This is a genomic window from Agarivorans sp. (assembly GCF_050295395.1).
GTDB lineage: Bacteria > Pseudomonadota > Gammaproteobacteria > Enterobacterales > Celerinatantimonadaceae > Agarivorans.
In genome coordinates this window covers 1-24,727 of the sequence record NZ_JBNKPP010000024.1, presented here as the reverse complement: position 1 = coordinate 24,727, position 24,727 = coordinate 1, and the positions used below count along the sequence as shown (strand labels likewise).

The window sequence follows — 24,727 nt, the reverse complement described above, 5'->3', positions numbered from 1 at the left end:
ATACCTTGGGTACTTCGAAAATATAGTTGCCATTTTTGCACGAGCATTTCTTTGGTTAGATATTTCTCCACCACATAGGAAAACTGTAACTTTTTTATCGCTTCGAGGAACAAAAATTCGCTCCTGTACTATCTTAGCGATTTGCTCAAGATCTTTATCTCGTAGTTCTCTTTCCATAAATGCCTAAGTTTGATCTACTTCATAACAGTTTATCAAGAGGAAAAATTCCTTGTTTTAACAAGGAATTTTTCCTCTTATCATACATTTGATAAAACCCAGATTATCACTTTTTCTAAGCTACATCAGCCACCTAGCTCGAAAAATAACAAAAACATCAGCATAAAAGTATGCAAATCTTTGTGGAAAGTAGGAAGCACAAAAAACTGTATATAATCACAGCAATCTTTCCTCAAAAAGATAGATAAATTAAGGGTATTTCGGTTTGCTAGGAGCAGTTCTGAAGCGGCTGTAAAGCAGTATGGGAAAAATCATTTCACTCCCACGATACTCAAGGCTGAGCTTTCAATCCATTCATTATCGCCGAGCAACGCCGTTGACAAGCGATGAAGCCGAGCACTGTTTGAGCGCAGCGAGTTGCGTAGGCGCGCTTGGAAACTAGGTGAAAGCTTGTCTTTACACAAAGCATTGCTTTGTAAGCTTGAACACAGAATGAAGATAATGCAGGGCGAGCTTTCTTTTTGCTTCGCTAAGCTTTGCTCGTTGAAGCTTAAAAACGTCGCAGTCAGGGCGAAACCCTCACTAACAGCGCCATACAAAAGTAAATGATAAAACCAAACTAACACCCCCCGACAAAAACAAACCACAAAAAAAGGCGAAGCATTACTGCTTCGCCTATAATCATAAAACACTGAAAAATAGTTATTTTTTACTCTTGATACGCTTCCATCGGCAAGCAACTACAAAATAAATTCCTATCCCCATAGACATCGTCGATGCGGTTCACCGTAGGCCAGAATTTGTTCTGTTTTACCGCTTGGCTAGGGAATACCGCCAGCTCACGGCTGTAGCTATGCGGCCACTCGGCGTCGGTGAGGTCGTCCAAGGTGTGCGGCGCAAATACCAAGGGGTTGTCTTGCAGGCTCCACTCGCCGCTTTCTACCTTGGCAATTTCGGCGCGTATCGCCAGCATCGCGTCAATAAAGCGGTCTATCTCGACTAATGATTCCGACTCGGTAGGCTCTACCATTAAGGTGCCCGCTACTGGGAAGCTCATGGTTGGCGCGTGGAAGCCGTAGTCATTTAAGCGCTTGGCTACGTCCATTTCGCTAATGCCGGTGGCTTCTTTAAGTGGGCGCATATCAATAATACATTCGTGCGCTACTCGGCCATTTTTACCGCTGTACAAAATCGGATAGGCTTGGCCCAAACGGCTGGCTAAGTAGTTAGCATTTAGAATGGCGATTTCGGAAGACTGGCGCAGCCCTTGGTTGCCTAACATGGCAATGTACATCCAGCTAATGGGCAAGATGGAGGCGCTACCATAAGGCGCTGCCGATACAGCTGGGTTGGCGTGGCTGGCTTTGCCATTGTCTACCACGCTATGGCCCGCAACAAACGGCGCCAAATGCGCTTTTACTCCAATTGGGCCCATGCCAGGGCCACCGCCGCCATGCGGAATAGCAAAGGTTTTGTGCAGGTTAAGGTGACTTACATCGGAGCCAATAAAGCCAGGTGAAGTAATGCCTACCTGAGCGTTCATGTTGGCGCCGTCCATGTACACTTGGCCGCCATTGTCATGAATAATTTGGCAAATTTCGCGAATGCTTTCTTCGTATACCCCGTGAGTACTGGGGTAAGTAATCATGATGCACGACAACTGTTCGGCCAGCTCTTCGGCCTTGCTGCGTAAGTCGTTCATGTCTACGTTGCCGTGTTTGTCACAGGCCACTACCACCACTTTCAGCCCCGCCATTTGCGCCGAGGCAGGGTTAGTGCCGTGGGCAGAGCTAGGAATTAAACAAATATTACGGTGATGGTCACCGCGGCTAGCATGGTATTTTTGAATCGCTAACAAACCCGCGTATTCGCCTTGTGCGCCAGAGTTAGGCTGCATACATACCGCATCGTAACCGGTTATATTCACTAGCCAATCTTCTAGCTGTTGAATCATCGCGTGGTAACCCTGCGCTTGCTCGCTAGGACAGAACGGATGCATGTTGGCAAATTCGGGCCAAGATACTGGGATCATCTCGGCGGTGGCGTTTAACTTCATGGTGCATGAGCCTAGCGAAATCATCGAATGATTGAGCGCTAAGTCTTTGCTTTCTAACTTGCGAATGTAGCGTAGTACATCGGTTTCGCTACGGTAACGATTAAACACTTCATGGCTTAAAATCGGCGTATCGCGCAATAGCGTTTCCGGCAAGCAGGTTTCGCCTTTCACTATGGCGTCTAAGCGCGCCGCGTCTAAGCCGTGGCCTTCGCCCAGTAATACGGTGAATAGGTCATTCACGTCACTGGCGGTGGTGGTTTCATCTAAGCTCAATGCAACACGGTCGACTAAATCTAAACGCAGGTTGATTTTTAGCGCCTTAGCACGGCCAATAACCGCGTCTTTGTCGCTCACTTTTAGGCTTAAGGTATCAAAATATTGGCCATGCTCGGGGATCAAGCCTTTGGCTTCTAGGCCATGGGCTAAAATCGCGGTGAGGCGGTGAATACGCTGGGCAATGGTACGCAAGCCATCTGGACCATGAAATACCGCGTAGAACGAGGCCATATTAGCCAACAACACCTGCGCAGTACAAATATTGGAATTGGCCTTCTCGCGGCGAATATGTTGCTCGCGAGTTTGCAGCGCCATACGCAAAGCAGGCTTACCACGGCGATCTTTAGAGACACCGATGATCCGCCCCGGTAGTGAGCGCTTGTAAGCATCACGGGTGGCAAAGAAGGCGGCATGCGGGCCACCGTAACCCATTGGCACACCAAAGCGCTGAGCACTACCTAGTACCACATCGGCCCCCATCGCGCCCGGTGATTTTAGCAATACCAAGGCCATAATATCGGCGGCTACCGCCACAATGCCCTTGTTGTTATGCACTTGTTCAATCAGTGGCTCTAAATCGCGCACCCGGCCAGTAGTGCCGGGGTATTGCAACAAAGCACCAAATACATCGTGCTCGGCCACGCTTTCGGCTGCGCCGACTACAATATCAAAACCAAAAAACTCGGCTCGCTCGCTCACCACGTCAATGGTTTGTGGGTGCACGTCGTCGGCAATGAAAAATAAGTTAGATTTTTTGTTTTTAGCTACCCGTTTGGCTAAGGCCATGGCTTCGGCAGCGGCGGTGGCTTCGTCTAATAACGAGGCACTGGCTAAGTCGAGGCCACTTAAATCGAGGCTGATTTGCTGAAAATTAAGCAAGGCTTCTAAACGCCCTTGAGCAATCTCGGGTTGGTAAGGCGTATAGGCGGTATACCAGCCGGGGTTTTCGAGTACGTTTCGCAAAATTACATGCGGCACGTGAGTCGGGTAATAACCCATACCAATGTAGTTACGCTGCACGCTGTTTTGTTTCGCCAACTTGGCCAAGGCCGCCAGCGCTTGTTGCTCGCTAAGACTGTCACCAATGCTTAATGGCTGAGCGAGGCGAATCGCTTCCGGCACGGTTTGCTCAATCAACTGTTCTACAGAAGCCACGCCCAGCTGCTCAAGCATGGTATTAACTTCGGTTTGATCGGGGCCAATGTGGCGGCGAATAAAATCTTGATTTTGCTCTAATTCGGTTAACGGCAAAGACGGGTGCATGAAACCATTCCTGTAAAAATAAACTAACTACATCGTGTTGTTGGCGAAGGGCTTGGAATAAATACAAAAAAAGCGCTCCGACCAGCGGAGCGCTTGTTTTATTGAAGCTTAGTCTTCATCTTCGATGCTGGCGGCGTAATCTTCCGCCGATAACAAGTTGTCTAACTCGCTTTCATCGCTGGCGCGTAGCTTAAACATCCAGCCGTCGCCGTAGGCATCGCTGTTTACCAACTCTGGAGAATCTTCCAGTTCTTCGTTCACTTCGAGAACTTCACCCGTAAGTGGAGCGTAGATATCAGACGCGGCTTTCACCGACTCCGCCACTGCGCAATCGTCGCCGGCGTCAATTTCGTCGCCCACATCCGGTAGGTCAACAAATACCATGTCACCCAACAATTCTTGAGCGTGCTCACTAATGCCAACGGTGTAAACGCCGTCACCTTCAGAGCGCACCCATTCGTGAGTGTTTGCATAAAGCAGATCGGCAGGGATATCAGCCATAATTCCTTTCCTCTATAAGTTCTAACTTAAAGTGTTAATTAAAAATAAAGCTACAAATAAAATATTGTTGTTCGGCTTACACTTTGGCGCCATTTCGCACAAATACGGGTTTCACTACTTTCACTTTAACCTGTTTTTTGCGCATTTCCACTAAGGCTTCGTCAACATCGCAATTGGCGATGCGGGCTAAGGCAATACTCTGGCCCAAAGTGGGAGAAAAGGTGCCGCTGGTAATCACTCCGGGGAGCGCTTCGCCAAACTCGTTCACCACGGTCACGGCTTGGCCAGCACGCATTACGCCTTTGCTTTCCATTAACAGCCCAACCAGTTTGTCGGTGCCTTGGGCTTTTTGCTCCTCTAGCGCCTTACGACCAATGAAGTCACGATCTTGCGGCTCCCAGGCAATGGTCCAGCCCATGTTGGCCGCCAAAGGCGATACGCCTTCGTCCATGTCTTGGCCGTATAAATTCATGCCAGCTTCTAAACGTAGGGTATCGCGAGCGCCTAAACCACAAGGCTGCACGCCCTGCGCTTCTAAGGCTTTCCATAAGGCAACGGCCTGCTGTTGTGGCAGTACAATTTCGTAACCTTGTTCGCCGGTATAACCGGTGGTGGCAATAAACAAATCGCCGGCTTGTACACCAAAGAAGGGTTTCATGCCCTCAATAGCCGCGTTTTGCTCGGCGCTAAGTACCTTAGCCGTAAGCGCTTTAGCTTGTGGCCCTTGTACGGCAATCATCGCCAATTCGGGGCGCTCGATAATGCTAACGGCATACTCGCTGGCTTGTTGGTTTATCCAAGCTAAGTCTTTTTCACGGGTGGCTGAGTTCACCACTAAACGGTAGTCTGTTTCGCTGAAGTAATAGGTAATCAGGTCGTCAATCACGCCACCTTCTGGATTAAGCATGCCGCCATACAAGGCCTTGCCTTTGGTGGTGAGTTTGGCCACGTCGTTGGCCAGCAATTTACGTAGGAAGGCTTGGGCTTGCTCGCCCTGCACATCAACAATGGTCATGTGGGAAACATCGAACATACCAGCCTTGTTACGTACCGCATGATGTTCTTCTATTTGCGAGCCGTAATTAATGGGCATTTCCCAACCGTGAAAATCAACCATTTTGGCACCCGAATCGAGGTGCGCCTGATGAAGTACCGTTTGCTGTGTCATTTGCCGTTCCCTTTATGCTGAAGAGCCGAAGCCGATTAGCCCCTGCTAATGCTGAACAATTATAGCTAGATGCCGCCAACAAGAAAGCCTCAAACACAAACTGAGCTAATCTATCGCTTACACATTTTAATTACATAGACTCAACAGCGGGGTGACATAGTTGGGAAAGAAACAGCATAAAAGCGCAAAATACACTGTTAAAACCAAGAAAAACAAGCCAATCAAGCTAGCTTTTAGCTTGAGTGACGAATTTAGCTTTATTAGAAAGGGGCTAAACAAACCATAAAAACATTAGTTAATCTAATGTGATAGAAAAAAATTAATAAAAATAAATCAAGCTTGAGCCAGCTAATTCAGCTAGCCCGGTTGGATCAAAAAGGCGCTGCAAAATGGCAGCTTGTTAACATTCAATAAAAATATGGTCGACTTCTTTCACTAGGTAGTCGATTAAGGCTCTGGCGGCTGGCGATAAGCTGGTACGGGTGGGATAAACCAACCAACCGCTTCCTGCCTGCGAGTCGGTTTCGGGTAGCAAATGCACCAAATGCCCCTTATCCACTTCGGCTTGTACCAAACGGTGCGGTTGATACACTAAACCTTGATTTCCCAAGCAGGCGCGCACCAACATCGAAAAGTCATTCACTATCAACCTTCCCTTAGCCTCAAAACTGCGCCCCTGACACAGGGGAAAGCGTTTAGCTAACTTACCATTGGGTTGGCGATGAATGATAAACTGATGCTGCATTAACTCTTCTTCGGTGCGTGGAACACCATGCATAGCCAAATATTCGGGGCTGGCATAATAACCAAACTTAACGGTTTTTAGCTGGCGGGCGATCAGGTTAGAGTCTTCCAAGCTCGCTCCAATTCGCAACGCAATATCAATGTTGTGTTCAATAAGATCGCGCTCGTCACTGCTGGTAATAATTTCAATAGCTACCTTGGGGTGCATTTCCATGAAGCGAAAAATAATGTTTTCAAACAAATCAATCCCCGGCAGCGGCAGTAAATGCACCCGTAACTGAGCACTCAGCTCAACCGACTCTTTCACCAAGGATTCCACAGTAAATTCTAGCTCGTTGATAATTGATTTACTGCGCTGATAAAACAGTCGGCCATTTTTCGATAGCGTAATTTCACGATGATCCCGATGAAACAATTTCACCTGCAATTCGTTTTCTAAGTTCTTTAGCCTGCGGCTTAGGTTGGACTTAGGCAAGTCTAATAGTTCTGAAGCCTTAGTCAGGTTGCCTGCATCAACAATGAAGTGAAATAACTTTATATCTTCTGTTTTCATCAACCGTCCTTGATAAGTTGTTCACAAATTTGACTTCACTACAAGCTTAATGTCACTGTAAAAATAAGGCGCAAGCCGCTTTACTTAGGGTTTACGCAGCATAACAGCTTTGTTCCATTATATAGAACATTGAGTTTCGTTTGCTCAGGTTTTTTCGTCTATATGGCCTCCCTATAATGCTTTTTATTTGCACGACTAAGGGAAGAGATCTTGAACTTCAAGCCATATTCAATACTTACCGTAGCCATTGTCAGCTTATTGTTAAGCGGTTGTGACCTAGCCACCAAAGCCGAAGCTAAAGATGTTAACCAAGCCAAACCCCGCCCGGTGAAGTTGATCGACATCGACCAAACGCTACCTGCTCAGCAACGCAGTTTTCCAGCTAAAATATATGCCAGCCAACAAGCCGAACTGGCCTTTCGCATTAGCGGCGAGCTCAATCAGCTGGAGCTTATTGAAGGGCAACGCGTAACTAAGGGTGAGGTTCTATCTGAACTAGACAAGCGTGATGCGCAAAACGCCCTACTCACAGCCGAAGCGAATCACCAATTGGCTGCAGCCGACTTCAAACGTAAGCAAAGCCTGCTGGATCGAAAACTGATTTCGCCAGCTGAAGTAGATAGCGCACGCGCCACCTTAAAATCGGCCGAAGCCAACCTACGAGCACAGCGTGACCAACTGCAATATACCACTATTTACGCGCCCTTCTCTGGGGTGGTAGCCAAGGTGCATACCGATAACTACCAAATGGTGCAACCACATCAAGCGATTGTCACCTTGCAAAATACCGATAGCTTCGAACTTAAAATTGAGTTGCCCGAAGCCATGTTGCACCGCTTACAAAGCTTATCCTCTCTGGCTAACACCCAAGCCTTTGTCGATGTAGCGAAGTTTGGCTTTGAGCAGCCTCTGCCCATCCAATATCAAGAGCACAGCAGTCTAGCCTCACAAGGCACCCAAACCTATCAAGTGACCTTTAGCTTTATTCCGCCAAAGGGTTTGCATTTGCTACCGGGCATGAGTACTTCGGTGCTAATAGACTTGCCAGAAACTGACGACAGTAAAACAGCGATTGCGATTCTGCCGCTCAGTGCCTTAGTAAGAGAAGGCCATAGTAGCGCACTTCAAAGCAGTACCGAGGCTTCGGTATGGGTTTACCAACAAGATAAACAAACCTTGAAACGCCAAACCATTACCCTGGGTAATGTGCTTGCCGATGGCGTGGAAGTGTTGTCGGGCTTACACCACGGTGATCGAGTGGTGGCGAGCGGCGTTAATAGCTTAACCGGCAACGAAGCCATTAAACCGCTGCATTGGGTTAGAGGTGTATAAGCCATGAATGCAGCACTTTACAGTATCAACCACAAGGTTATCAGTTGGATGGTGGTGATATTAATGGTGGCTGGCGGCATCATCGCCTTTAACGGCTTAGGCCAGTTAGAACAGCCAGAATTTACCATTAAGAGCGCCTTAATCATCACCCCTTATCCGGGAGCCAGCACCGAACAAGTCGAAGAGGAAGTCACACTTCCTCTAGAGGATGCTTTGCAGCAAATGTCGCAACTGAAACATGTCACTTCAATCAACAGTGCCGGACTGTCACAAATTGAAGTAGAAATGAAAGATCAATACGACAAACAAAGCCTACCGCAAGTATGGGACGAGCTAAGACGTAAAGTTAACGATAGCCTTGGCGAACTGCCTCCGGGTGCGGCTCAGCCAATTGTTATCGACGATTTCTCCGATGTATATGGCTACTTTGTGAGCATTACCGGTGAAGGCTACAGCTACCGTGAATTAGATAACTACAGCAATTTAGTTCGTCGTGAATTGGTGACCACTCCTGGGGTGAAAAAGATCTCAGTGGTAGGCATGCCCGAAGAGCAAGTAGTCGTTGAAATTAGCCAGCAAAAACTCACTGCGCTGGGCTTAGAGCCCGACTACATTTACAGCTTGTTACAAACCCAAAACGTGGTATCCAATGCCGGTAAGATGTTGGTAGGAGACCTGCGAGTGCGGATCCACCCCACCGGTGAACTCAGTGATATTTCAGAGCTAAAAAATCTGTTAGTAAGCCCACCCAGTAGTAGCAAATTAATTTACTTGGGTGATATTGCCAATATTTACCGCGCTAACAGCGAAACGCCCGATGCGCTTTATCACTTTAACGGCGCTAAAGCCTTGTCAATGGGGATCTCTTATAGCTCTGGGGTAAACGTGGTTGACGTATCCAAAATAGTCAGCGCGAAAATCGCCGAGCTACAATCAGAAATGCCGATTGGCATGAACATCGATGTGATTTACGACCAAGGTAACATTGTAGAAAGTGCGGTGAGCAATTTCTTAATCAACTTTGCCGAATCGGTGGCCATTGTGATCATCGTATTGTTGCTGTTCATGGGACTAAAATCAGGCTTGCTGATTGGCGGCGTATTGGTGATTACCATCTTAGGTACCTTCATCGTGATGAACGTACTTAACATTCAGCTACAAAACATTTCTTTGGGCGCCTTAATCATTGCACTAGGGATGTTGGTAGATAATGCCATTGTGGTCACCGAGGGGATCATCATTGGCATTAAGCGCGGTCAAAGCCGTACTCAAGCTGCTGCTGGCATAGTGAAACAAACCCAATGGCCGTTATTGGGCGCCACGGTGATTGCCATTATGGCCTTTGCCCCGATTGGTTTATCTTCTGATGCCACCGGTGAATTTTGTTCCTCACTGTTCAAAGTGCTGCTGATTTCACTGTCGATTAGCTGGATAACCGCAATTACCCTGACCCCATTCTTCTGTTATTTGCTGTTCAAAGACGGCGATACCAGCGAGGCCGAGCAAGATCCTTACAGCGGTACTATCTTCAACATTTACCGAGCCATATTGCATACCGCCATGCGCCGTCGCGTAGTCAGCTTGATTGTGGTATTGCTGATGTTGGGATCGGCGGTATTTGGTATGAGTAAGGTGAAAAACGTATTTTTCCCTGCCTCAACCACGCCCATTTTTATGGCCGATATTTGGTTGCCAGAGGGCACCGACATTCTTGCCACCGAGGCCTTTGTTAGCCAAATCGAACAGGACTTGTTTGACTCCGACTCAAGGCAGCAGCATGGCATAAGCAACGTCACCAGCGTGGTGGGCCAAGGGGCACAGCGTTTCGCTTTAACTTATCAACCAGAAAAATCCTATGCGGCCTATGCTCAGCTGATCATTGAAATGAAAGACTTAGACAGCTTGGCGGTATACGCGCCGTGGCTAGAGCAAACCCTAAGAGAACGTTACAGCGACGCCGAATATCGCGTGAAGCTAATTGAAAATGGCCCTTCACCGGCGGCTAAAATTGAAGCGCGTTTCTATGGTGATGACCCCGTGGTATTACGCAGCTTAGCCGAACAAGCAGAAGCCATATTCCATGCCCAGCCAGCGGCCGATAACATTCGTCATACTTGGCGTAATCAGCAGCTGCTAGTTCGTCCACAAATGGACTTAGTGCGCGCTAGAGAAATCGGCATTAGTAAACAGGATCTCGATGCCACCTTGTTACGCAACTTCAATGGCCAACAAATTGGGGTCTACCGCGACGGTTCTCACTTATTGCCGATTGTGGCCCGCGCTCCCGAGGCCGAGCGTAAAAATGCCGATAGCGTCAACGAGTTGCAAGTATGGAGCTCCAAGTACCAAAGCTTTGTACCAATTGAGCAATTGGTAAGCTCGGTGACTAGCCAATGGGAAGATCCGCTGCTCCTACGCCGTGACCGTAAACGCTTGATTACTGTATTGGCCGATCCCGCCTTAACCGGTGACGAAACTGCCGACTCGCTACTGCGCAAGGTTCGCCCAGCGATTGAAGCCATCGCGCTACCCAACGGTTATTTCCTAGAATGGGGTGGCGAGTTTGAAACCTCTAGCGAAGCACAACAAGGTATTGCGGGCTCTATTCCTATGGGCTACCTCGCCATGTTCTTGCTAACGGTATTGCTGTTTAACTCGATTCGCCAGCCGTTGGTGATTTGGGCAACCGTACCCTTAGCCATTATTGGCGTAAGTTTTGGCTTGTTAGCACTGGACGCCCCCATGAGCTTCATGGCGATTCTCGGTATGCTGAGTCTTAGTGGCATGATCATTAAAAACAGTATCGTATTAGTCGACCAAATCAACCTTGAACTCAGCGAAGGCAAAGCCGCCTTTGCCGCGGTTTACCATTCGGCGGTGAGCCGGGTACGCCCAGTGGGCATGGCGGCCTTAACTACCATGTTAGGGATGATTCCGCTGCTGGCCGACCCCTTCTTCAAATCCATGGCCGTAACCATTGTATTTGGCTTAGGCTTTGCCACCCTGCTTACCTTGGTGATTCTACCGGTGATTTACACCTTGGTATTTAGGATCAAGATCCCTGCAAAGTTTTAACCGCCACTAAGGGGTGGCTTGCTCTCCGGCAAGCCCCTTTAATTTGAACATCTTGCGCCAGCCAAGGCTGGCGTCTCAAGGAACAAACAATGACATTGAAGCTAAAATCGCTATTGTTAAGTACTGCCTTAGCTGCCAGCTTTGCTGTATCAGCAGACGACCTGCTACAGATTTACCAATTGGCAGAAACCCGCGACCCACAGATTTTACAAAGCAAGGCCGATCGCGACCAAGCCTTTGAAAATATCACCGAGCAACGTGCCGCCTTATTACCACAAATTGGTTTTAGTGCCGGAGCTAGCTATACCGCTACCGATAATCAGGCCATCGACAGCATCAGCAATACTCAAGCATCCTTAGGTTTGCAGCAAGCGCTGTATTCGGCCAGCTCATGGAAGAACCTGAGCATTAGTGAAATGAGTGCCGCGCAAGCCGATGCCCGCTACCAAGCTGCTCAGCAACAGCTGATGATGCGAGTCAGCGAGGCTTACTTTGCCGTGTTGAGTGCGCTTGACCAGCTTAATTTTACCGCCGCCAACAAACTGGCCGTGGCGCGCCAGTTAGAGCAAACCAAACAACGCTTTCAAGTAGGGCTAACTGCAATTACCGATGTGCATGAAGCACAAGCGGAATACGACCGCACTCTGGCCGAAGAAATTCAAGCGATGAACAGCCTGAGTAATAGCTACGAAGGCTTACGCGAAATAACTGGCTTGGAACATCGCCAACTCAGCTTGTTAAACGCCGATTATTTCTCGGCGCAACCACCCAAGGGCGACAGCCAGCTATGGTTGGAGCAGGCCAATCAACACAATCTGCAATTACAAGCGAATCGGATTGCCAAGCAGATTGCCGAACAGCAAATTAAGCTGGCCCAAACCGGCCACCAGCCCACGCTTAACCTGACGGCCTCGGTGGGCTATGACAACAATAGCTACGGTAACGACAACTACGACCGTAGCAATGGTGGCTCAGCCAATAGTGGCACCATTGGCCTAGACTTTTCATTACCGCTTTATAGTGGTGGGGCTATTTCTTCGCAAGTTAAACAAGCGCAATTAGCCTACATCTCGGCCAGCGAAGCCTTAGAACAACGCTTTCGCAGCGTACAAAGCCAAACCAACTCTTTATTAAACAACGTTAATGCCAGCGTTAGCTCGATCAAAGCCTACCAACAGACAGTCGTTTCTTCTCAAAGTGCGCTAGCTGCTACCGAAGCGGGATTTGAAGTGGGCACCCGCACCATAGTCGATGTACAAGATGCGACGCGTAACCTGTATTCGGCCAAGAGCCAACTGGCCAATGCCCGTTACAACTACATTCTGAATGTACTTTATTTGAAGCAAACCGCCGGAAGCCTAAACCCAGAAGATTTAAAACAGATCAATGCCGGCTTAATGCAGCCCAGTGACTGAAGCGCTATTCCCTAGCCAATGATGGCATAGGGGAATCACTCCCTCTGCAGAACAACTCCTTTGAAGCCTTGAATTTTGCTTCGCTATCCAGTCGCCTCTGCTACTGGATTTTTTTATTTAAGCGAGGTCGTTTATGCCGATTTAACCACAGCGCGTTTGGGTAGATCTCCGGCTAAACCCAAGGCGCGCAGCATTGCCTGACGTTTCAAAGGCTCGGCCTTATCCACCACACTCATGCCCACGCCGCGTAACAGTTTTAATGCGGGATTGGCATTGCCAAAAATACGCTTGAAAAACTCCATCGCGGCAATCATCTGGCTGGCCTCGCTCTTGCGCCAACGCTCGAAATGACGCAGGTTAGCGTAATCGCCTAGGTTTTTACCGGCTTGCTGTAAGTCAATTAACTGCTCGGCCAAGGCGGCAGCATCCATCAAGCCTAAGTTCACCCCCTGCCCAGCTAAGGGGTGAATAGTATGGGCGGCGTCACCAATCAAGACAAAACCTTTACCAGCAAAGTCTCGCGCATAACGCATGCGTAAGGGAAACGCACCCAACTCACCCACTCGCTGACACAAGCCTAGGCGATGATCAAAGGCCATAGTGAGTTGCTTATTGAAGTCTTGTTCGCTAAGGCTTTGTAGTTCACTGGCTCGCTCAGGTGAGACCGACCAAACGATTGAGCAATGATGCGGGTCACTTAGCGGTAAAAAGGCTAAGGGGCCTTCAGGGCTAAATATTTGTCGAGCGCAGCTTTGATGTACTTCGCTGGTTTTGATGGTGGCCACAATGGCAGTGTGTTGGTAGTCCCAATAGCTTAGCGGCACCGCCAGTTGCTCACGCAGCCACGAATTTGCGCCATCGGCGGCCACCAACAACTTACAACTTATGGCTTGACCATTGGCAAAACTCAACCAAGATTCGCTGTCACCACGGTGTAGCTTGTCCACCGCTTGCTCAATAAATACCACATTGCTTTGCTGGCTTACTCGCTGCCATAAGGCATGGCGCACGATGTCGTTTTCAACGATGTGGCCTAGTTCATCTACCAGCAGTTGCTCGGCCTGAAAACGAATTTTAGCAAAACTGTCTTGCTCCCATACTTGCATATCATGGTAGGGCGCCACACGTTGCTCGCAAATACGTTGCCATACTCCCAACGAGCTTAAGAAACGTTGCGACGATAAACTCATCGCGCTCACTCGCAGACTGTAGTCTTGCAATTGTGGAGCTTGGGCAGGTTTAGGCTCAACGATGGCAATCTTAAGCGGGCTATCAGCCAGCGCGGCCGCTAACGCCAAGCCCACCATGCCGCCGCCAATAATGGCAATATCTACTGTTTGCATCACGTTGTCCTAATCCAAATTATCGAGAAAATAAACCAAGGCTTTGTTTAGCCAATAACAACTTAAAACTGGGGCAAAGCTGCATCGCCATTAGCCCTAAATTACGCGGTATCACCGAGCTTTTATCGCTACTAGCAAACACACTGGCAAGACCAGCGGTCATGGCGATGGTGCGCTCTATATCTTGTTGGCGTAGTTGCTGATAAGCGTCCAACAGGCTATGCGCGCCCAAATCTAGCCCTTGCTGCCACTGTTGTAATAGTAATGGCGCCAGAGCTGCCACATCTCGCAACGCTAAATTAAAACCTTGACCGGCAATGGGGTGCAAACTGTGGGCAGCATTGCCTAATACCAACATACGATGAGCAAATAAACGTGGGTAGTAACGCAATACTAAAGGATAAGCGGCTCGCTTACCCACCGTGTTAAAACGTCCGGCGCGATAACCAAAGGCTTGTTGTAACTCACTTAGAAAGACCTGCTCATCGGCGCTTTGCAAGCGCTTGGCTTGCTCAGCTTCTAAGGACCATACCACCGACCAACGCTGCTCTGTCATGGGCAACAATGCCAAGGGACCTTGTTCGGTAAAGCGCTCAAAGGCCCGTCCGGCGGGATCCTGATCGGCCTGAACGTTGGCAATCAGCGCATACTTAGCAAAATCAAGTTGCTGCTGATTTCCCATTTTTTGGCCAACTAAAGAGTCGGCACCATCGGCACCAATTAATAAACTACCACTCAGGCATTGCTGGTCATCTAACTCTAATACCACCTGCTGTTGCTGCTGCTCGATGTGTTTCACTCGGGCTGGGCAAAACAGACTAATGTCTTGGCGCTGAGCGAGCTGTTGATGCAGCTCTCGTCCGGCATGCTCCAGCTCAATCACCTGACCAAGAGCGTCCAAGTGATATTCGTCGGCTTGCATGCTGGTCCAGCCGCAATGACCTCTGTCAGACACATGAATATGCTTAATGACACAACCATAGGGCGCCATATTCGACCACAAACCTTGCTGCTGAAACCAACGCAGCGAACCCGCAGACAAGGCTATTGCTCGCCCATCAAAGCCGGGATGCTGGCCAAAGTTCAATTCAGCCGCTTCAATTAAAGCAATCTTTAAGGGCTTAGCGCTGGGCGTTTGGCTTAAGGCTAAGGCTAGGCTGGCACCGGTCATACCGGCACCAACAATGATAATGTCGAAATGTTGCGGCTGGCTCATAGTTAACTCGCCATTAGGGCTTCAATTTCTTCAATGGTTTTAGGCACGTCGGCGGTGAGAATTTCACAGCCCTGCTCGGTCACCACTACATCGTCTTCAATACGAATACCGATGCCTTTGTATTCGGCGGGTACGTCGGCGTCATGCGGAATATACAGCCCCGGCTCAATGGTTAAGGCCATGCCCGGCTGTAAAGGCCGACTGCGCTGCACATCGTGATAGTCACCCACATCGTGCACATCCATCCCTAGCCAGTGCCCTAAGCCGTGCATGTAATAGGCTTTATAGGCTTCAGACTCGATCAGCTGACTCACCTCACCCTGCATAATGCCAAGATCCACCAAACCTTGAACCATGATATTCAATACCACTTGATTCAACTGATAGATAGAGACCTCAGGTTTAATCATCTCTAAGGCGGCTAGTTGGGCAGACAATACTACATTGTAGAGCTTGGCCTGGGGCTCACTAAACTTACCGTTTACCGGAAAAGTGCGAGTGATATCACCGGCGTACATTTGATACTCGGCACCTGCGTCAATCAGCACTAAGTCACCGTCTTCCATTAGGCTGTGGTTTTCGGTGTAATGCAGAATACAGGCATTCTCGCCCGCGCCAACAATGGTGCCATAGGCCGGTGAGCGCGCGCCAGCCATCAAGAATTCGTGGTGGATTTCGGCTTCCAGTTGATATTCCCACATGCCCACCGCACAGCTACGCATGGCGCGACAGTGCCCCGCCGCAGAGATTTCTCCAGCGCGACGCAATAAGGCCACTTCTTCGGCCGACTTAATCAAACGCATTTCATCCACAATCGGCCGCCAGTCTTCAATTAAATGGGGCGCTTGCCAACCGTGGCGTAAGCCGTTGCGTAGTTGCTCTACTGCGGCCAATATTTGCTGGTCGTACTTAGGATAACGTCCCTGAGCCATATACAGCTTAGTTAAGCCATTCAGCTCAAGGTGTAGGTGTTCAGCCAACTCTTCAATGGCTAAGGCTTTATCCACTTCAAGGCTGGTTAAGGCTTGCTCTTGCCCCAAACGCCGCCCCTGCCAGATTTCTGCTAACTTATCTTTGCGACGATTAAACAAAACACTGCGCTGGCTTTCTCCTTGCTTAATCAACAGCAATAGCGCATTTGGTTCGTTAAAACCGCAAAAATAGAAAAAATCGCTATCCTGTCGAAAAGGATATTCGGTATCACGACTGCGGGTTTGTTCTTCGGCTGCAACAAAAATCGCAGCGCTGTTGTCTGACATAGCGGCAAATAACTGCTGACGGCGTTTTATAAACACAGCAACTCCTTGGCTTGTGGCTTGTTAATGTAGCGTGGGTTGTTGTTGATCGCTGTCGTTTCCAGCGAGGTGGGCGAAAATAGTAATCGCGCCAATGCGAACATATTCAACAACTTGAAATAAGGCCTGTTCGTTTGCTTCGTCTTCATCCAGATCCGAAGACAATTGGCTAATTTCGGTAAAGTCCTTAATCAGTTCCTGAACGTCTTCAGCCAGCTTGTTAAGGTCGTTTTGCACCACCCCAAAGCCCACCAAAAAACTCTGCACCCATTGAGCTAAGGCTTCGGTACGCTCTTCTACCAGCGCTTCATCTTCCGGTAGCATTAGCTGAAAGCCTAACAAGCTATCGCTCATTCCACTGTGGGTAGCTTCCATCACCATTTTAAGTTTATTTTTTATTTCAATGGGCAGCCCTTGACCATCGTTAATCAGTTGATTGATTTGGCTCATCCAATCGCCATCACTAGGCAAACCAGCGGCTAATAGGCCACTAAGTAGACCGTGCACTTCTGCCGGGCTAACTAATACTTTCGAACTGAGCAGCAGTTCTCCCAGCGCTTCATAATCTGGATATACGATTTTACTCACAATAAACACCTAAGAAATGTTAATCAGCTAATCCTAACACTGCTTAAGTTTAGCAGCCATGCTAAAGATAGATTTAGCCGCCTCGTCTGGCTAATTTTGCAACGCTTGTTTCAACTGCTGGCGGCGCGCCCTAACTCGTTCTATGTATTGCTCACGAAACAGTTTGATTAAACTACTTTCTTGCTGGCGAATGAAGCGGGCCGATAGGTGAGTTGCTAGCGTAAACTGCAAACACAGTTGCGGATAAGGGTCACGCTTATTGTCAATCTTGCGACATATTCTGGCTTCAAACTGATGCTCATAACCCTGCTCACTGCAGTTATTACTTAAGGCTGCAAACTCTTCTTGTGCATCCTTGGGCAGGTACTCAATCACCTTGGCTAAGTCTTGGTGGAATAAGATGCGACCAATTAAAATCTTGCTAGAAATAGGCAGAGCTTCGGCAGACGAGCGCCATTGAATACGACAGCCACCTTCAGAGATATCTAATACCGGAAACACATGTTCACCAATATGCATCATCGGTAAAAACTGCCCCAAATGGGCATCTTTAATTTCCGAAGGTTTACGACCTTGAGCAGCCACCTTGGCGACTTTGGCATTCAGCATTTTGATTAATAACTGAATTAAGCGCACCGGATACACTACGCGATAAAAGCGGCGGCGTTCGTCGGCGAAACGTCCTGCTTGCGCCATTTTTTTACTTTTCCTAACCAATAAACGAACGAAGGGCGAACTTCAGCGCTAACTGAAGCGAAATTGCTGATTATGGTGGACAAATACTTCAATATATTCAAGCAAATGTGTTGGCTTTTATGGCACGCCACATAAGATTTGTATAGCTTTGCAACAAACTGTTCGTTATTAGCGCAGTGGGCAGCCTAGCATCCCTTCAATGGTTGCAAGTTAGTGCCTCGCGCTATATATTCACTCGAGAATCGAGTTTGGCTAAGGCGAATCATGGCGCAGGGCGTAGACATAATATTGTTAGGCAAGAACTACCGTGTAGCTTGCCCGGAGGGTGAAGAAGATAAACTTCGCCGAGCCGCAGACGAATTATCTCAGCGCTTAGAGACTCTGAAAGAAAAAACCAGAGCTAATAGCACCGAGCACTTAGCCATTATGGTGGGTTTGCATCTCGCTTACGAGCTACATAAAGAACAAGCCCAAAACCAGAATTATGCTGATAACATGAATCAGCGAATAGTAGAGCTACAACACACTATTGAACGGGCCTTGTTAGAACAAAGCCAACCCAATATTGACTAGCTATTTGAAGCTTTACTACAGTGTAATTAGAGAGTTTAAAATTCCTGGGGTGTTCGCCAGTTGGTGATGTCCCTGAGCCGATAATTGTATCTTAAGGGTGACTTTTTTCTGCTACTGAGCATGCTCAGCTCGACTGAGAAGCCTACGGCATGAGACTTGTTTCCCGCCTTGAACCACATGGTTCAAGGGCTAAAATCAACAGCGGCACTCTGGGTATCTTCTCAAGCTTTTATAGGCCTCGCTAGCTCCATTACTCATCGCCATCTCCCACTAAAAGTCGTTAGCAAGTGATTCGCCAAAGGCCGCTTAGCGGCGAAGCATCAGGCCTTTAACGAAGATATTTGAGCTAGTTCAGTCAAGCACTGCTTAGTTTTTATTGTTCTCTTTTTTGTTGTTTTTATCGTGCCCTTTTCCCGGGTTATTGTCTCCATGAACACTACGGTTCTCTTTATCACCTTTGGTTTTTTTCTCGGGTTGGCAATCTTTTGATTTCATTTGCGGCTTAGCGTCATTCAAGCTAACGCAGTCTTTATTGAGCTTGATTTTGCCTGTCGACACCGCGTCATCAGCCTGAGCAAACCACAGCGGTAAACACAATAAACAGAATAAACAACCGAGCTTTTTCATTACACGCCATCCTTATCTATATGAGGGTAAATCTCTGTAAGTCTAGGTTATATCTAGGGCCTGTGGATATAAAGACGATTCTGATAGCTAGCGCGAATTATCGCCCCAACTACAGAATGTAAGGTGACTTGTGACAGCAGTACACAGCCAATAGACTAAACAAGCGCAGCCAAAAACCAACTCAAACTAACGGCAGATGACCAGTTTTAACCAGAATAATGGTTTGTTGTTCAACAAAGGGATGGTGCTGACTTTGATGGGGATGACGCAACCAACTGTATTTGGGGTAACGGCCGTTCTCGTCGTTAAACTCACCCGATAACACCAAAATTTCTTCGCCGCCAAAGTGGCGATGGGCTTGAAATACCTCCCCCGCAGGCCACTTCACCAAGGCCACATGTTCGTGTTCAAAGTCATGTAGGGGCATCACTTGTAAACCACCTTGTCCAGCTAACCAGGTTTGCTGATGAGTATTAATGCGCACCGTGGTCAAATCACGTGGGTCAAACTGATTCAACTTTACAAAAATCACACAGCTTTGTTTGCTGAAAGGACTATGTTTACTGCCCGGAGGATTGCGTAGGTAGCTGCCCGCAGGGTAATCACCATGTTCATCGGAAAATACGCCTTCCAAGACAAATATTTCTTCACCTAAGGGATGGCTATGCTCGGGGAAAAATGACTCACTTCGATACTGCACAATACTGGTGACATGCCCCGACTCCTTTGCTTGGCGCTCTAGTGGCTTGCGTAATACACCGGGCGCAGGGCTGACTTGCCAGTCCATTTGCTGGGTATTGATCGCTAAAGCTTGGCTAAAGTCCATGTTCAACATTGATGTCGCTCCTAGGAAAAATTGGCTTGTCTTGCTCAGTCTAGCGCATGCCCATGATTGTGAAAGAACAGAATAGGCCAGCCACAAATAGCAAAAAACCAAGCCGAAGCTTGGTTTTTCCAGCAATATTATTGCTTAGCGGGCTTTCATTGCCCGGCGAATACAAAAGATGGCACCGCCCCAGGTACAGGCAAAACCAAGCAACATCATCACAACAGCAATCGGCTCCATATTATTTCTCCTCTGCTTGCATTGGTGCAGTTGGTAACTTACGAATAATCACCGATAGCACAACGAGAATAGTCACTAGACCCCAACCGAAAGTCATTAGGTCAAATTGGCTATAACCACCGTAACCGTTTTGCAGTAGACCCACAAAGTTAGTGCCTAAAATCACCAGCAAAATAGCCGGGCTAATGAAACGCAAGCACCAAACAAACCAGTCGCCAATCATTAATTCTGAACGACGGTTGGCGTATTCTTTCAGCTCGGGTAGCCCTTTAAGCATCCAGCCAACCACTAGTAGCTCTAATAGACAGCTGCCTAGAATACCCACGTTATTCATGAAGTAATCGACAACGTCTAGCAACAATAAACCACCATTAGTGGTAAACGCGGTTGATACCGCCAGCGCCACACCACAAACCAGAGTGGCAGCCTTTTTACGGCTGTAGCCGGTTTTGTCGATGACCGCAGAAGTTACCGCTTCAATAATCGAAATCATTGAGCTCAAACCTGCAACAGTTAAGGCTAAGAAGAACAGCGGACCTAGAATATACGGCGCAGGCAATAAGTTAATGGCGGTAGGAATGGTTACAAACGCCAAGCCCACCCCAGCTTTTACTACTTCAGTAATGGCCACACCTTGCTGGTCTGCCATATAACCCAAAATAGAAAAAATCATAATACCGGCGAGGATCGAGAAACCACAGTTAATCATCACCGTCATAAAGGCATTATTGCTGATGTCAGAGTCTTTAGGCAGGTAGCTAGAATAAGCCAACATAATGGCAAAGCCGACACTCAGGGTGAAGAAGATCTGACCATAGGCCGCCGACCAGACACTGGCGTCCATAATCTTAGAAAAGTCAGGTTTAAATAGATAGTTCAGCCCTTCCACTGCTCCGGGAAGGAAGGCCATGCGTAAAATCAAGCCAATCACCATAATAAATAGCAACGGCATCATAATTTTACTGGCTCGCTCAATACCGTCTTTCACCCCAGAAAATACCGCTGAGTAGGTAATTAACCAAGCAATAATCACTGGTACTAAAATATGCGACTGAATATTACCTAAGTTGCTTGGGCTGTTATCGCCAAGTTGTAGGTATTCGGTGAAGAAGAAGGCGTTAGGATCGGCTCCCCAACTTTGTGAGAAAGAAAAGCCCAAATACGAAATCGACCAGCCAATTACCGCGACGTAATAAACGGCAATAACAAAAGCGACCAACACCTGAAACCAGCCCAACCATTCTAAACGACGACCTAGCTTGGCAAAAACTCGCGGCGCAGCGCCACGCATTTTATGGCCAAGGCTGAATTCCATAATCATAAATGGAATACCCGCCGATAACATGGCGAACAGATACGGGATGAAAAATGCACCACCGCCATTTTCGTAGGCCATATAAGGGAAGCGCCAAATATTACCTAAACCAATGGCCGAGCCCACGGCGGCCATAATAAAGCCCACTCGCGAACCCCATTGTTCTCGTTTCATATAATCTCCTTGAAACTGAAAGGAGAGTAAAGCGGTGTCCACCGTTATACTTCCCTTGTAAATCTATGTTGTGTAATAGCTGTACCTTGGAATTTTTAGTGTCTACAGCCATAAGCGGGCGATTCTACAAAATAAAATGCTATAAAAACAGCCGCGTTACTGGAAAACACGAGCACAAAACTCTCGAATAGAGGAAAACATGTTCAAAATCATGAATCTGGCAGCATAATTTTAAACTGACTTCACTCGCTAATCGGTCAGTTGGGGCTTTTAACCCGTCCTTTCAGCAGCCGCTGGCGCACTCCCCGTATGAACCAGCAACACAACCTTGCCTTTGTGAGCCTTTGTGAGCCTTATTAAGCCTGAGTATTTGTTGTTTTTAAGCGCATTATTTGAGCTGAAACCGCGCCAACTCTTGTTCCTTACGTTCTAGCTGGTAAAATCCTTCCCCAGAATTTTTAGTATCAATAAAAAAAGAGCATCCCAATGGGTAGAAGTTTTGAAGTTCGTAAGGCCTCTATGGCCAAAACCGCTGGTGCCAAAACCAAGGTTTATTCTAAATACAGTAAAGAAATTTATGTTATCGCTAAAAACGGCGGTGCCGATATTGAAGCTAACTTACAGTTACGCAGCGTAATTGACCGAGCCAAAAAAGATCAGGTACCGAGCCACGTAATTGAAAAAGCCATCGACAAAGCCAAAGGTGGCGCCGGTGAAGATTACGTTCCAGCGCGCTATGAAGGCTATGGCCCAGGCGGCTGTATGGTGATTGTTGACTGTTTAACCGACAACAACAGCCGTACCTTTACTGATGTACGCCAAGCCTTTGTTAAAACCAAATCTAAAATTGGTAACCAAGGCAGCGTGGCTCACATGTTCGATCATCAAGCCATTTTCTCTTTCAAAGGTGATGATGAAGATGCCATTTTAGAAATTCTATTAATGGACGATGTTGAAGTAACCGATGTTGAATGTGAAGACGGCATGATTACCGTGTTTGCCCCTCACACCGAATACAACAATGTGAAAACGTCACTGACCAACGCCATGCCTGAGATTGATTTTGAAATCGAAGAGATCAGCTTCATTCCACAAAACTACACTAAGATTAGCGGTGACGACGTGGCGCTGTTCGAAAAATTCCAAGCCATGCTAGACGACAGCGACGACGTGCAAAACGTTTACCACAACGCCGAGTTTGATTAGTTCCACTGGAACAGCGTCAACCAAGCCTGCTCTTCAGGCTTGGTGGCCTTGCCCCTATGGCTACTTCAAGGCACACTAAATACTCCATTTTTAAACTATTAGCGCCCATGAATTCGCCGGACCTTCGCCAACAGCTACGTAAACAAGTTCGCCAACGGCGCAGTGAGCTAAGCCCCGCTCAGCAAAGCGAAGCCAGCCTTGCGGTACTGAATTACCTGCAAAGCCATCCGCAGCTAAACAATATGCAGGCCATCGCCCTGTACTTAGCCTTTGATGGAGAGCTCGATCTACAGCCCTTAATCGAGTGGTTATGGCAGCAAAACAAACGGCTATATGTGCCCTTAGTTGATCCCATGGAAATGGGCGAAATGCATTTTCATCGTTATCAGCCAAATAGCCAAATGCAAAGCAATCGCTTTGGCATTGATGAACCAGTATTTGACCGCAGCCAAGTGATTAACAGCCAACAATTGGATTTGGTACTCGCCCCCTTGGTCGCCTTCGACTCTCAGGGTAACCGCTTAGGCATGGGCGGTGGCTATTATGACCGTCTGCTAGCCAAAATAGACGGCGAACGCCCGCTAGTTATTGGTTTGGCCCACGACTGCCAACAAATTAACGAGGTACCCATTCAAGCTTGGGACAAGCCGCTAAAACAGATTATCACCCCCAGCAAATGCTGGTCTTGGTAATTGCTTGAATAAAACCAAACACGCCTAAAGTATCACCATTCTAGGTTGGCGTTCCGCCCAGTGCTTGGTTATAATCCGCGCCAACTCGCTGGCCCGCCCAGCATTTCCCCATGACCTTGCTTGGAGCTCCACAATGACACAAGATGAAATGAAAAAAGCCGCGGGTTGGGCCGCCTTAGAATTTGTTGAAGATGATGCCATCGTCGGCGTAGGCACTGGCTCTACCGTACAACATTTCATTGACGCCCTAGCCACTAAAAAAGATGTCATCAAAGGAGCGGTTTCCAGCTCTGAAGATTCCACCCAAAAGCTACTCGCTTACGGCATTGAAGTATTTGACTTAAACAGCGTAGCTGAGCTGTCAGTATACGTTGATGGTGCCGACGAAATTGACCCACGTAACCACATGATTAAAGGTGGCGGCGCAGCCCTTACCCGTGAAAAAATCATTGCTGCGGTGGCCGAACAATTTGTTTGTATTATCGACAAGACTAAAGAAGTTGACGTGCTGGGGACATTCCCACTGCCAGTTGAAGTGATTCCCATGGCTCGCAGCTATGTGGCACGAGAGTTAGTGAAACTAGGTGGCGACCCGGTATACCGTGAAGGTGTAGTCACCGACAACGGCAATGTGATTTTGGATGTGCACAACCTGTCGATTGTTGACCCAGTAAAAACCGAGCGCGAAATTAACGCCATAGTAGGCGTAGTCACCAATGGCTTATTTGCCGCTCGTGGCGCAAATCATGTGATTATTGGCACCCCAGAAGGGGCTAAAAAACGCTAATTAAGTCAGTGCGAAAAAAAAAGAGTGCCAGTGGCGCTCTTTTTTTATATCTAATATTTTGCAGCCCCAAAGAAAAGGCTGATTTCCCGTGGCTAATTAGCAAATATACGAAAGTAAAAATCAAAAAGAAAAGAAAATACAGCACATTATCCACAAGATGAATAAAATTTGATGTAATAAAATTACATTCCCTAAGTGCTGCTTTTTTGCTAAATTTAGCCGCTCAAGCGGTAACATGGGTATTAGGAAAGCAAACATGGCAAAGTATTCGTTAGGCAAGGAAAAAATTAAGGTTTTGTTGTTAGAGGGTCTACACCCGAGTTCATTAGAATCTTTTCAAGCGGCAGGTTATGACAACGTTGAAATGGTCAAAACTTCGCTAGCGGAAGACGAGCTAATTGAAAAAATTAAAGATGTTCATTTCATTGGTATTCGTTCCCGCACCAACCTAACCGAGCGCGTTCTTGCTGCGGCCAATAAACTGGTAGCCATTGGTTGTTTCTGTATTGGTACTAACCAAGTTGACCTAAAAGCCGCCCAACAAAAGGGTATTCCGGTATTCAATGCTCCCTTCTCTAATACGCGCAGT

20 protein-coding genes, 1 other RNA gene and 1 pseudogene are annotated in these 24,727 nt (G+C 47.7%); 9 read left to right on the top strand and 13 right to left on the bottom strand.

Features of this window, described 5'->3' with window-relative positions; translation table 11 throughout:
• Positions 1-886: 886 nt before the first annotated feature.
• From gcvP to ACQY6Q_RS02065, 4 genes are all read right to left on the bottom strand, one after another.
• Positions 887-3,772 carry an aminomethyl-transferring glycine dehydrogenase gene (gcvP, locus tag ACQY6Q_RS02080; protein ID WP_427977296.1) on the bottom strand — a complete coding sequence of 962 codons (2,886 nt, stop codon included), beginning with the start codon at positions 3,770-3,772 and terminating at the stop codon, positions 887-889.
• Between the two features lie 108 nt (positions 3,773-3,880).
• Positions 3,881-4,273: a glycine cleavage system protein GcvH gene (gcvH, locus tag ACQY6Q_RS02075; protein WP_427977294.1), complete on the bottom strand. Its 393-nt coding sequence runs from the start codon at positions 4,271-4,273 to the stop codon at positions 3,881-3,883.
• A 76-nt stretch (positions 4,274-4,349) separates the two neighbouring features.
• Positions 4,350-5,441 (bottom strand): glycine cleavage system aminomethyltransferase GcvT, encoded by a 1,092-nt coding sequence (gcvT, locus tag ACQY6Q_RS02070; protein WP_427977292.1) that lies wholly within the window; start codon positions 5,439-5,441, stop codon positions 4,350-4,352.
• A 400-nt stretch (positions 5,442-5,841) separates the two neighbouring features.
• A complete protein-coding gene (locus ACQY6Q_RS02065; RefSeq protein ID WP_427977290.1) occupies positions 5,842-6,738 on the bottom strand; it encodes a LysR family transcriptional regulator in 897 nt (298 codons plus the stop codon).
• Positions 6,739-6,948: 210 nt separating this feature from the next.
• On the opposite strand from ACQY6Q_RS02065, the gene ACQY6Q_RS02060 reads away from it, so the two are divergent.
• The 3 genes from ACQY6Q_RS02060 (at position 6,949) to tolC (ending at position 12,560) form a co-directional block, all read left to right on the top strand.
• Entirely contained in the window at positions 6,949-8,070 is a 1,122-nt protein-coding gene (locus ACQY6Q_RS02060; protein ID WP_427977288.1) for an efflux RND transporter periplasmic adaptor subunit, read from the top strand.
• A 3-nt stretch (positions 8,071-8,073) separates the two neighbouring features.
• Positions 8,074-11,145 (top strand): efflux RND transporter permease subunit, encoded by a 3,072-nt coding sequence (locus ACQY6Q_RS02055; RefSeq protein WP_427977285.1) that lies wholly within the window; start codon positions 8,074-8,076, stop codon positions 11,143-11,145.
• A gap of 89 nt (positions 11,146-11,234) precedes the next feature.
• Entirely contained in the window at positions 11,235-12,560 is a 1,326-nt protein-coding gene (tolC, locus tag ACQY6Q_RS02050) for an outer membrane channel protein TolC (RefSeq protein ID WP_427977283.1), read from the top strand.
• A gap of 131 nt (positions 12,561-12,691) precedes the next feature.
• Here tolC and ACQY6Q_RS02045 read toward each other — a convergent pair whose 3' ends face one another.
• The 5 genes from ACQY6Q_RS02045 to ACQY6Q_RS02025 all read right to left on the bottom strand — a co-directional run bounded on the left by ACQY6Q_RS02045 (position 12,692) and on the right by ACQY6Q_RS02025 (position 17,698).
• Positions 12,692-13,903 carry an FAD-dependent monooxygenase gene (locus tag ACQY6Q_RS02045; RefSeq protein ID WP_427977280.1) on the bottom strand — a complete coding sequence of 404 codons (1,212 nt, stop codon included), beginning with the start codon at positions 13,901-13,903 and terminating at the stop codon, positions 12,692-12,694.
• Between the two features lie 19 nt (positions 13,904-13,922).
• Positions 13,923-15,119 (bottom strand): 2-octaprenyl-6-methoxyphenyl hydroxylase, encoded by a 1,197-nt coding sequence (ubiH, locus tag ACQY6Q_RS02040; RefSeq protein WP_427977277.1) that lies wholly within the window; start codon positions 15,117-15,119, stop codon positions 13,923-13,925.
• A 2-nt stretch (positions 15,120-15,121) separates the two neighbouring features.
• Positions 15,122-16,414 (bottom strand): Xaa-Pro aminopeptidase, encoded by a 1,293-nt coding sequence (pepP, locus tag ACQY6Q_RS02035; RefSeq protein WP_427977275.1) that lies wholly within the window; start codon positions 16,412-16,414, stop codon positions 15,122-15,124.
• 24 nt (positions 16,415-16,438) lie between these two features.
• On the bottom strand, positions 16,439-17,002 hold the full coding sequence (locus ACQY6Q_RS02030; protein WP_427977272.1) for a UPF0149 family protein: 564 nt from the start codon (positions 17,000-17,002) through the stop codon (positions 16,439-16,441).
• 90 nt (positions 17,003-17,092) lie between these two features.
• The gene (locus ACQY6Q_RS02025) at positions 17,093-17,698 is read right to left on the bottom strand and encodes a hypothetical protein (RefSeq protein WP_427977270.1); all 606 of its coding nucleotides are present in this window, start codon (positions 17,696-17,698) and stop codon (positions 17,093-17,095) included.
• A gap of 264 nt (positions 17,699-17,962) precedes the next feature.
• On the opposite strand from ACQY6Q_RS02025, the gene zapA reads away from it, so the two are divergent.
• Complete coding sequence (gene zapA, locus ACQY6Q_RS02020; RefSeq protein WP_427977268.1) at positions 17,963-18,271, top strand: cell division protein ZapA; 309 nt, start codon at positions 17,963-17,965, stop codon at positions 18,269-18,271.
• Positions 18,272-18,309: 38 nt separating this feature from the next.
• Positions 18,310-18,491: non-coding RNA, 6S RNA (gene ssrS / locus ACQY6Q_RS02015), on the top strand.
• Between the two features lie 146 nt (positions 18,492-18,637).
• On the opposite strand, the gene ACQY6Q_RS02010 is transcribed toward ssrS, so the two are convergent.
• The 4 genes from ACQY6Q_RS02010 to ACQY6Q_RS01995 all read right to left on the bottom strand — a co-directional run bounded on the left by ACQY6Q_RS02010 (position 18,638) and on the right by ACQY6Q_RS01995 (position 21,453).
• Positions 18,638-18,898 carry a hypothetical protein gene (locus ACQY6Q_RS02010; RefSeq protein ID WP_427977265.1) on the bottom strand — a complete coding sequence of 87 codons (261 nt, stop codon included), beginning with the start codon at positions 18,896-18,898 and terminating at the stop codon, positions 18,638-18,640.
• A 181-nt stretch (positions 18,899-19,079) separates the two neighbouring features.
• Positions 19,080-19,733 carry a cupin domain-containing protein gene (locus ACQY6Q_RS02005; RefSeq protein ID WP_427977263.1) on the bottom strand — a complete coding sequence of 218 codons (654 nt, stop codon included), beginning with the start codon at positions 19,731-19,733 and terminating at the stop codon, positions 19,080-19,082.
• A 135-nt stretch (positions 19,734-19,868) separates the two neighbouring features.
• Positions 19,869-19,964, bottom strand: coding sequence for a MetS family NSS transporter small subunit (locus ACQY6Q_RS02000; protein WP_427977260.1), 96 nt, complete (start codon positions 19,962-19,964; stop codon positions 19,869-19,871).
• Between the two features lies 1 nt (position 19,965).
• Positions 19,966-21,453, bottom strand: a complete 1,488-nt coding sequence (locus tag ACQY6Q_RS01995; RefSeq protein WP_427977257.1) for a sodium-dependent transporter — start codon at positions 21,451-21,453, stop codon at positions 19,966-19,968.
• A gap of 486 nt (positions 21,454-21,939) precedes the next feature.
• On the opposite strand from ACQY6Q_RS01995, the gene ACQY6Q_RS01990 reads away from it, so the two are divergent.
• The 4 genes and pseudogenes from ACQY6Q_RS01990 to ACQY6Q_RS01975 all read left to right on the top strand — a co-directional run.
• Positions 21,940-22,659 (top strand): YebC/PmpR family DNA-binding transcriptional regulator, encoded by a 720-nt coding sequence (locus ACQY6Q_RS01990; RefSeq protein ID WP_427977255.1) that lies wholly within the window; start codon positions 21,940-21,942, stop codon positions 22,657-22,659.
• A 107-nt stretch (positions 22,660-22,766) separates the two neighbouring features.
• On the top strand, positions 22,767-23,351 hold the full coding sequence (locus tag ACQY6Q_RS01985) for a 5-formyltetrahydrofolate cyclo-ligase (RefSeq protein ID WP_427977253.1): 585 nt from the start codon (positions 22,767-22,769) through the stop codon (positions 23,349-23,351).
• Positions 23,352-23,484: 133 nt separating this feature from the next.
• Positions 23,485-24,138 (top strand): ribose-5-phosphate isomerase RpiA, encoded by a 654-nt coding sequence (gene rpiA, locus ACQY6Q_RS01980; RefSeq protein WP_427977250.1) that lies wholly within the window; start codon positions 23,485-23,487, stop codon positions 24,136-24,138.
• Positions 24,139-24,394: 256 nt separating this feature from the next.
• A pseudogene (locus tag ACQY6Q_RS01975) lies at positions 24,395-24,727 on the top strand (phosphoglycerate dehydrogenase); the annotation flags it as partial.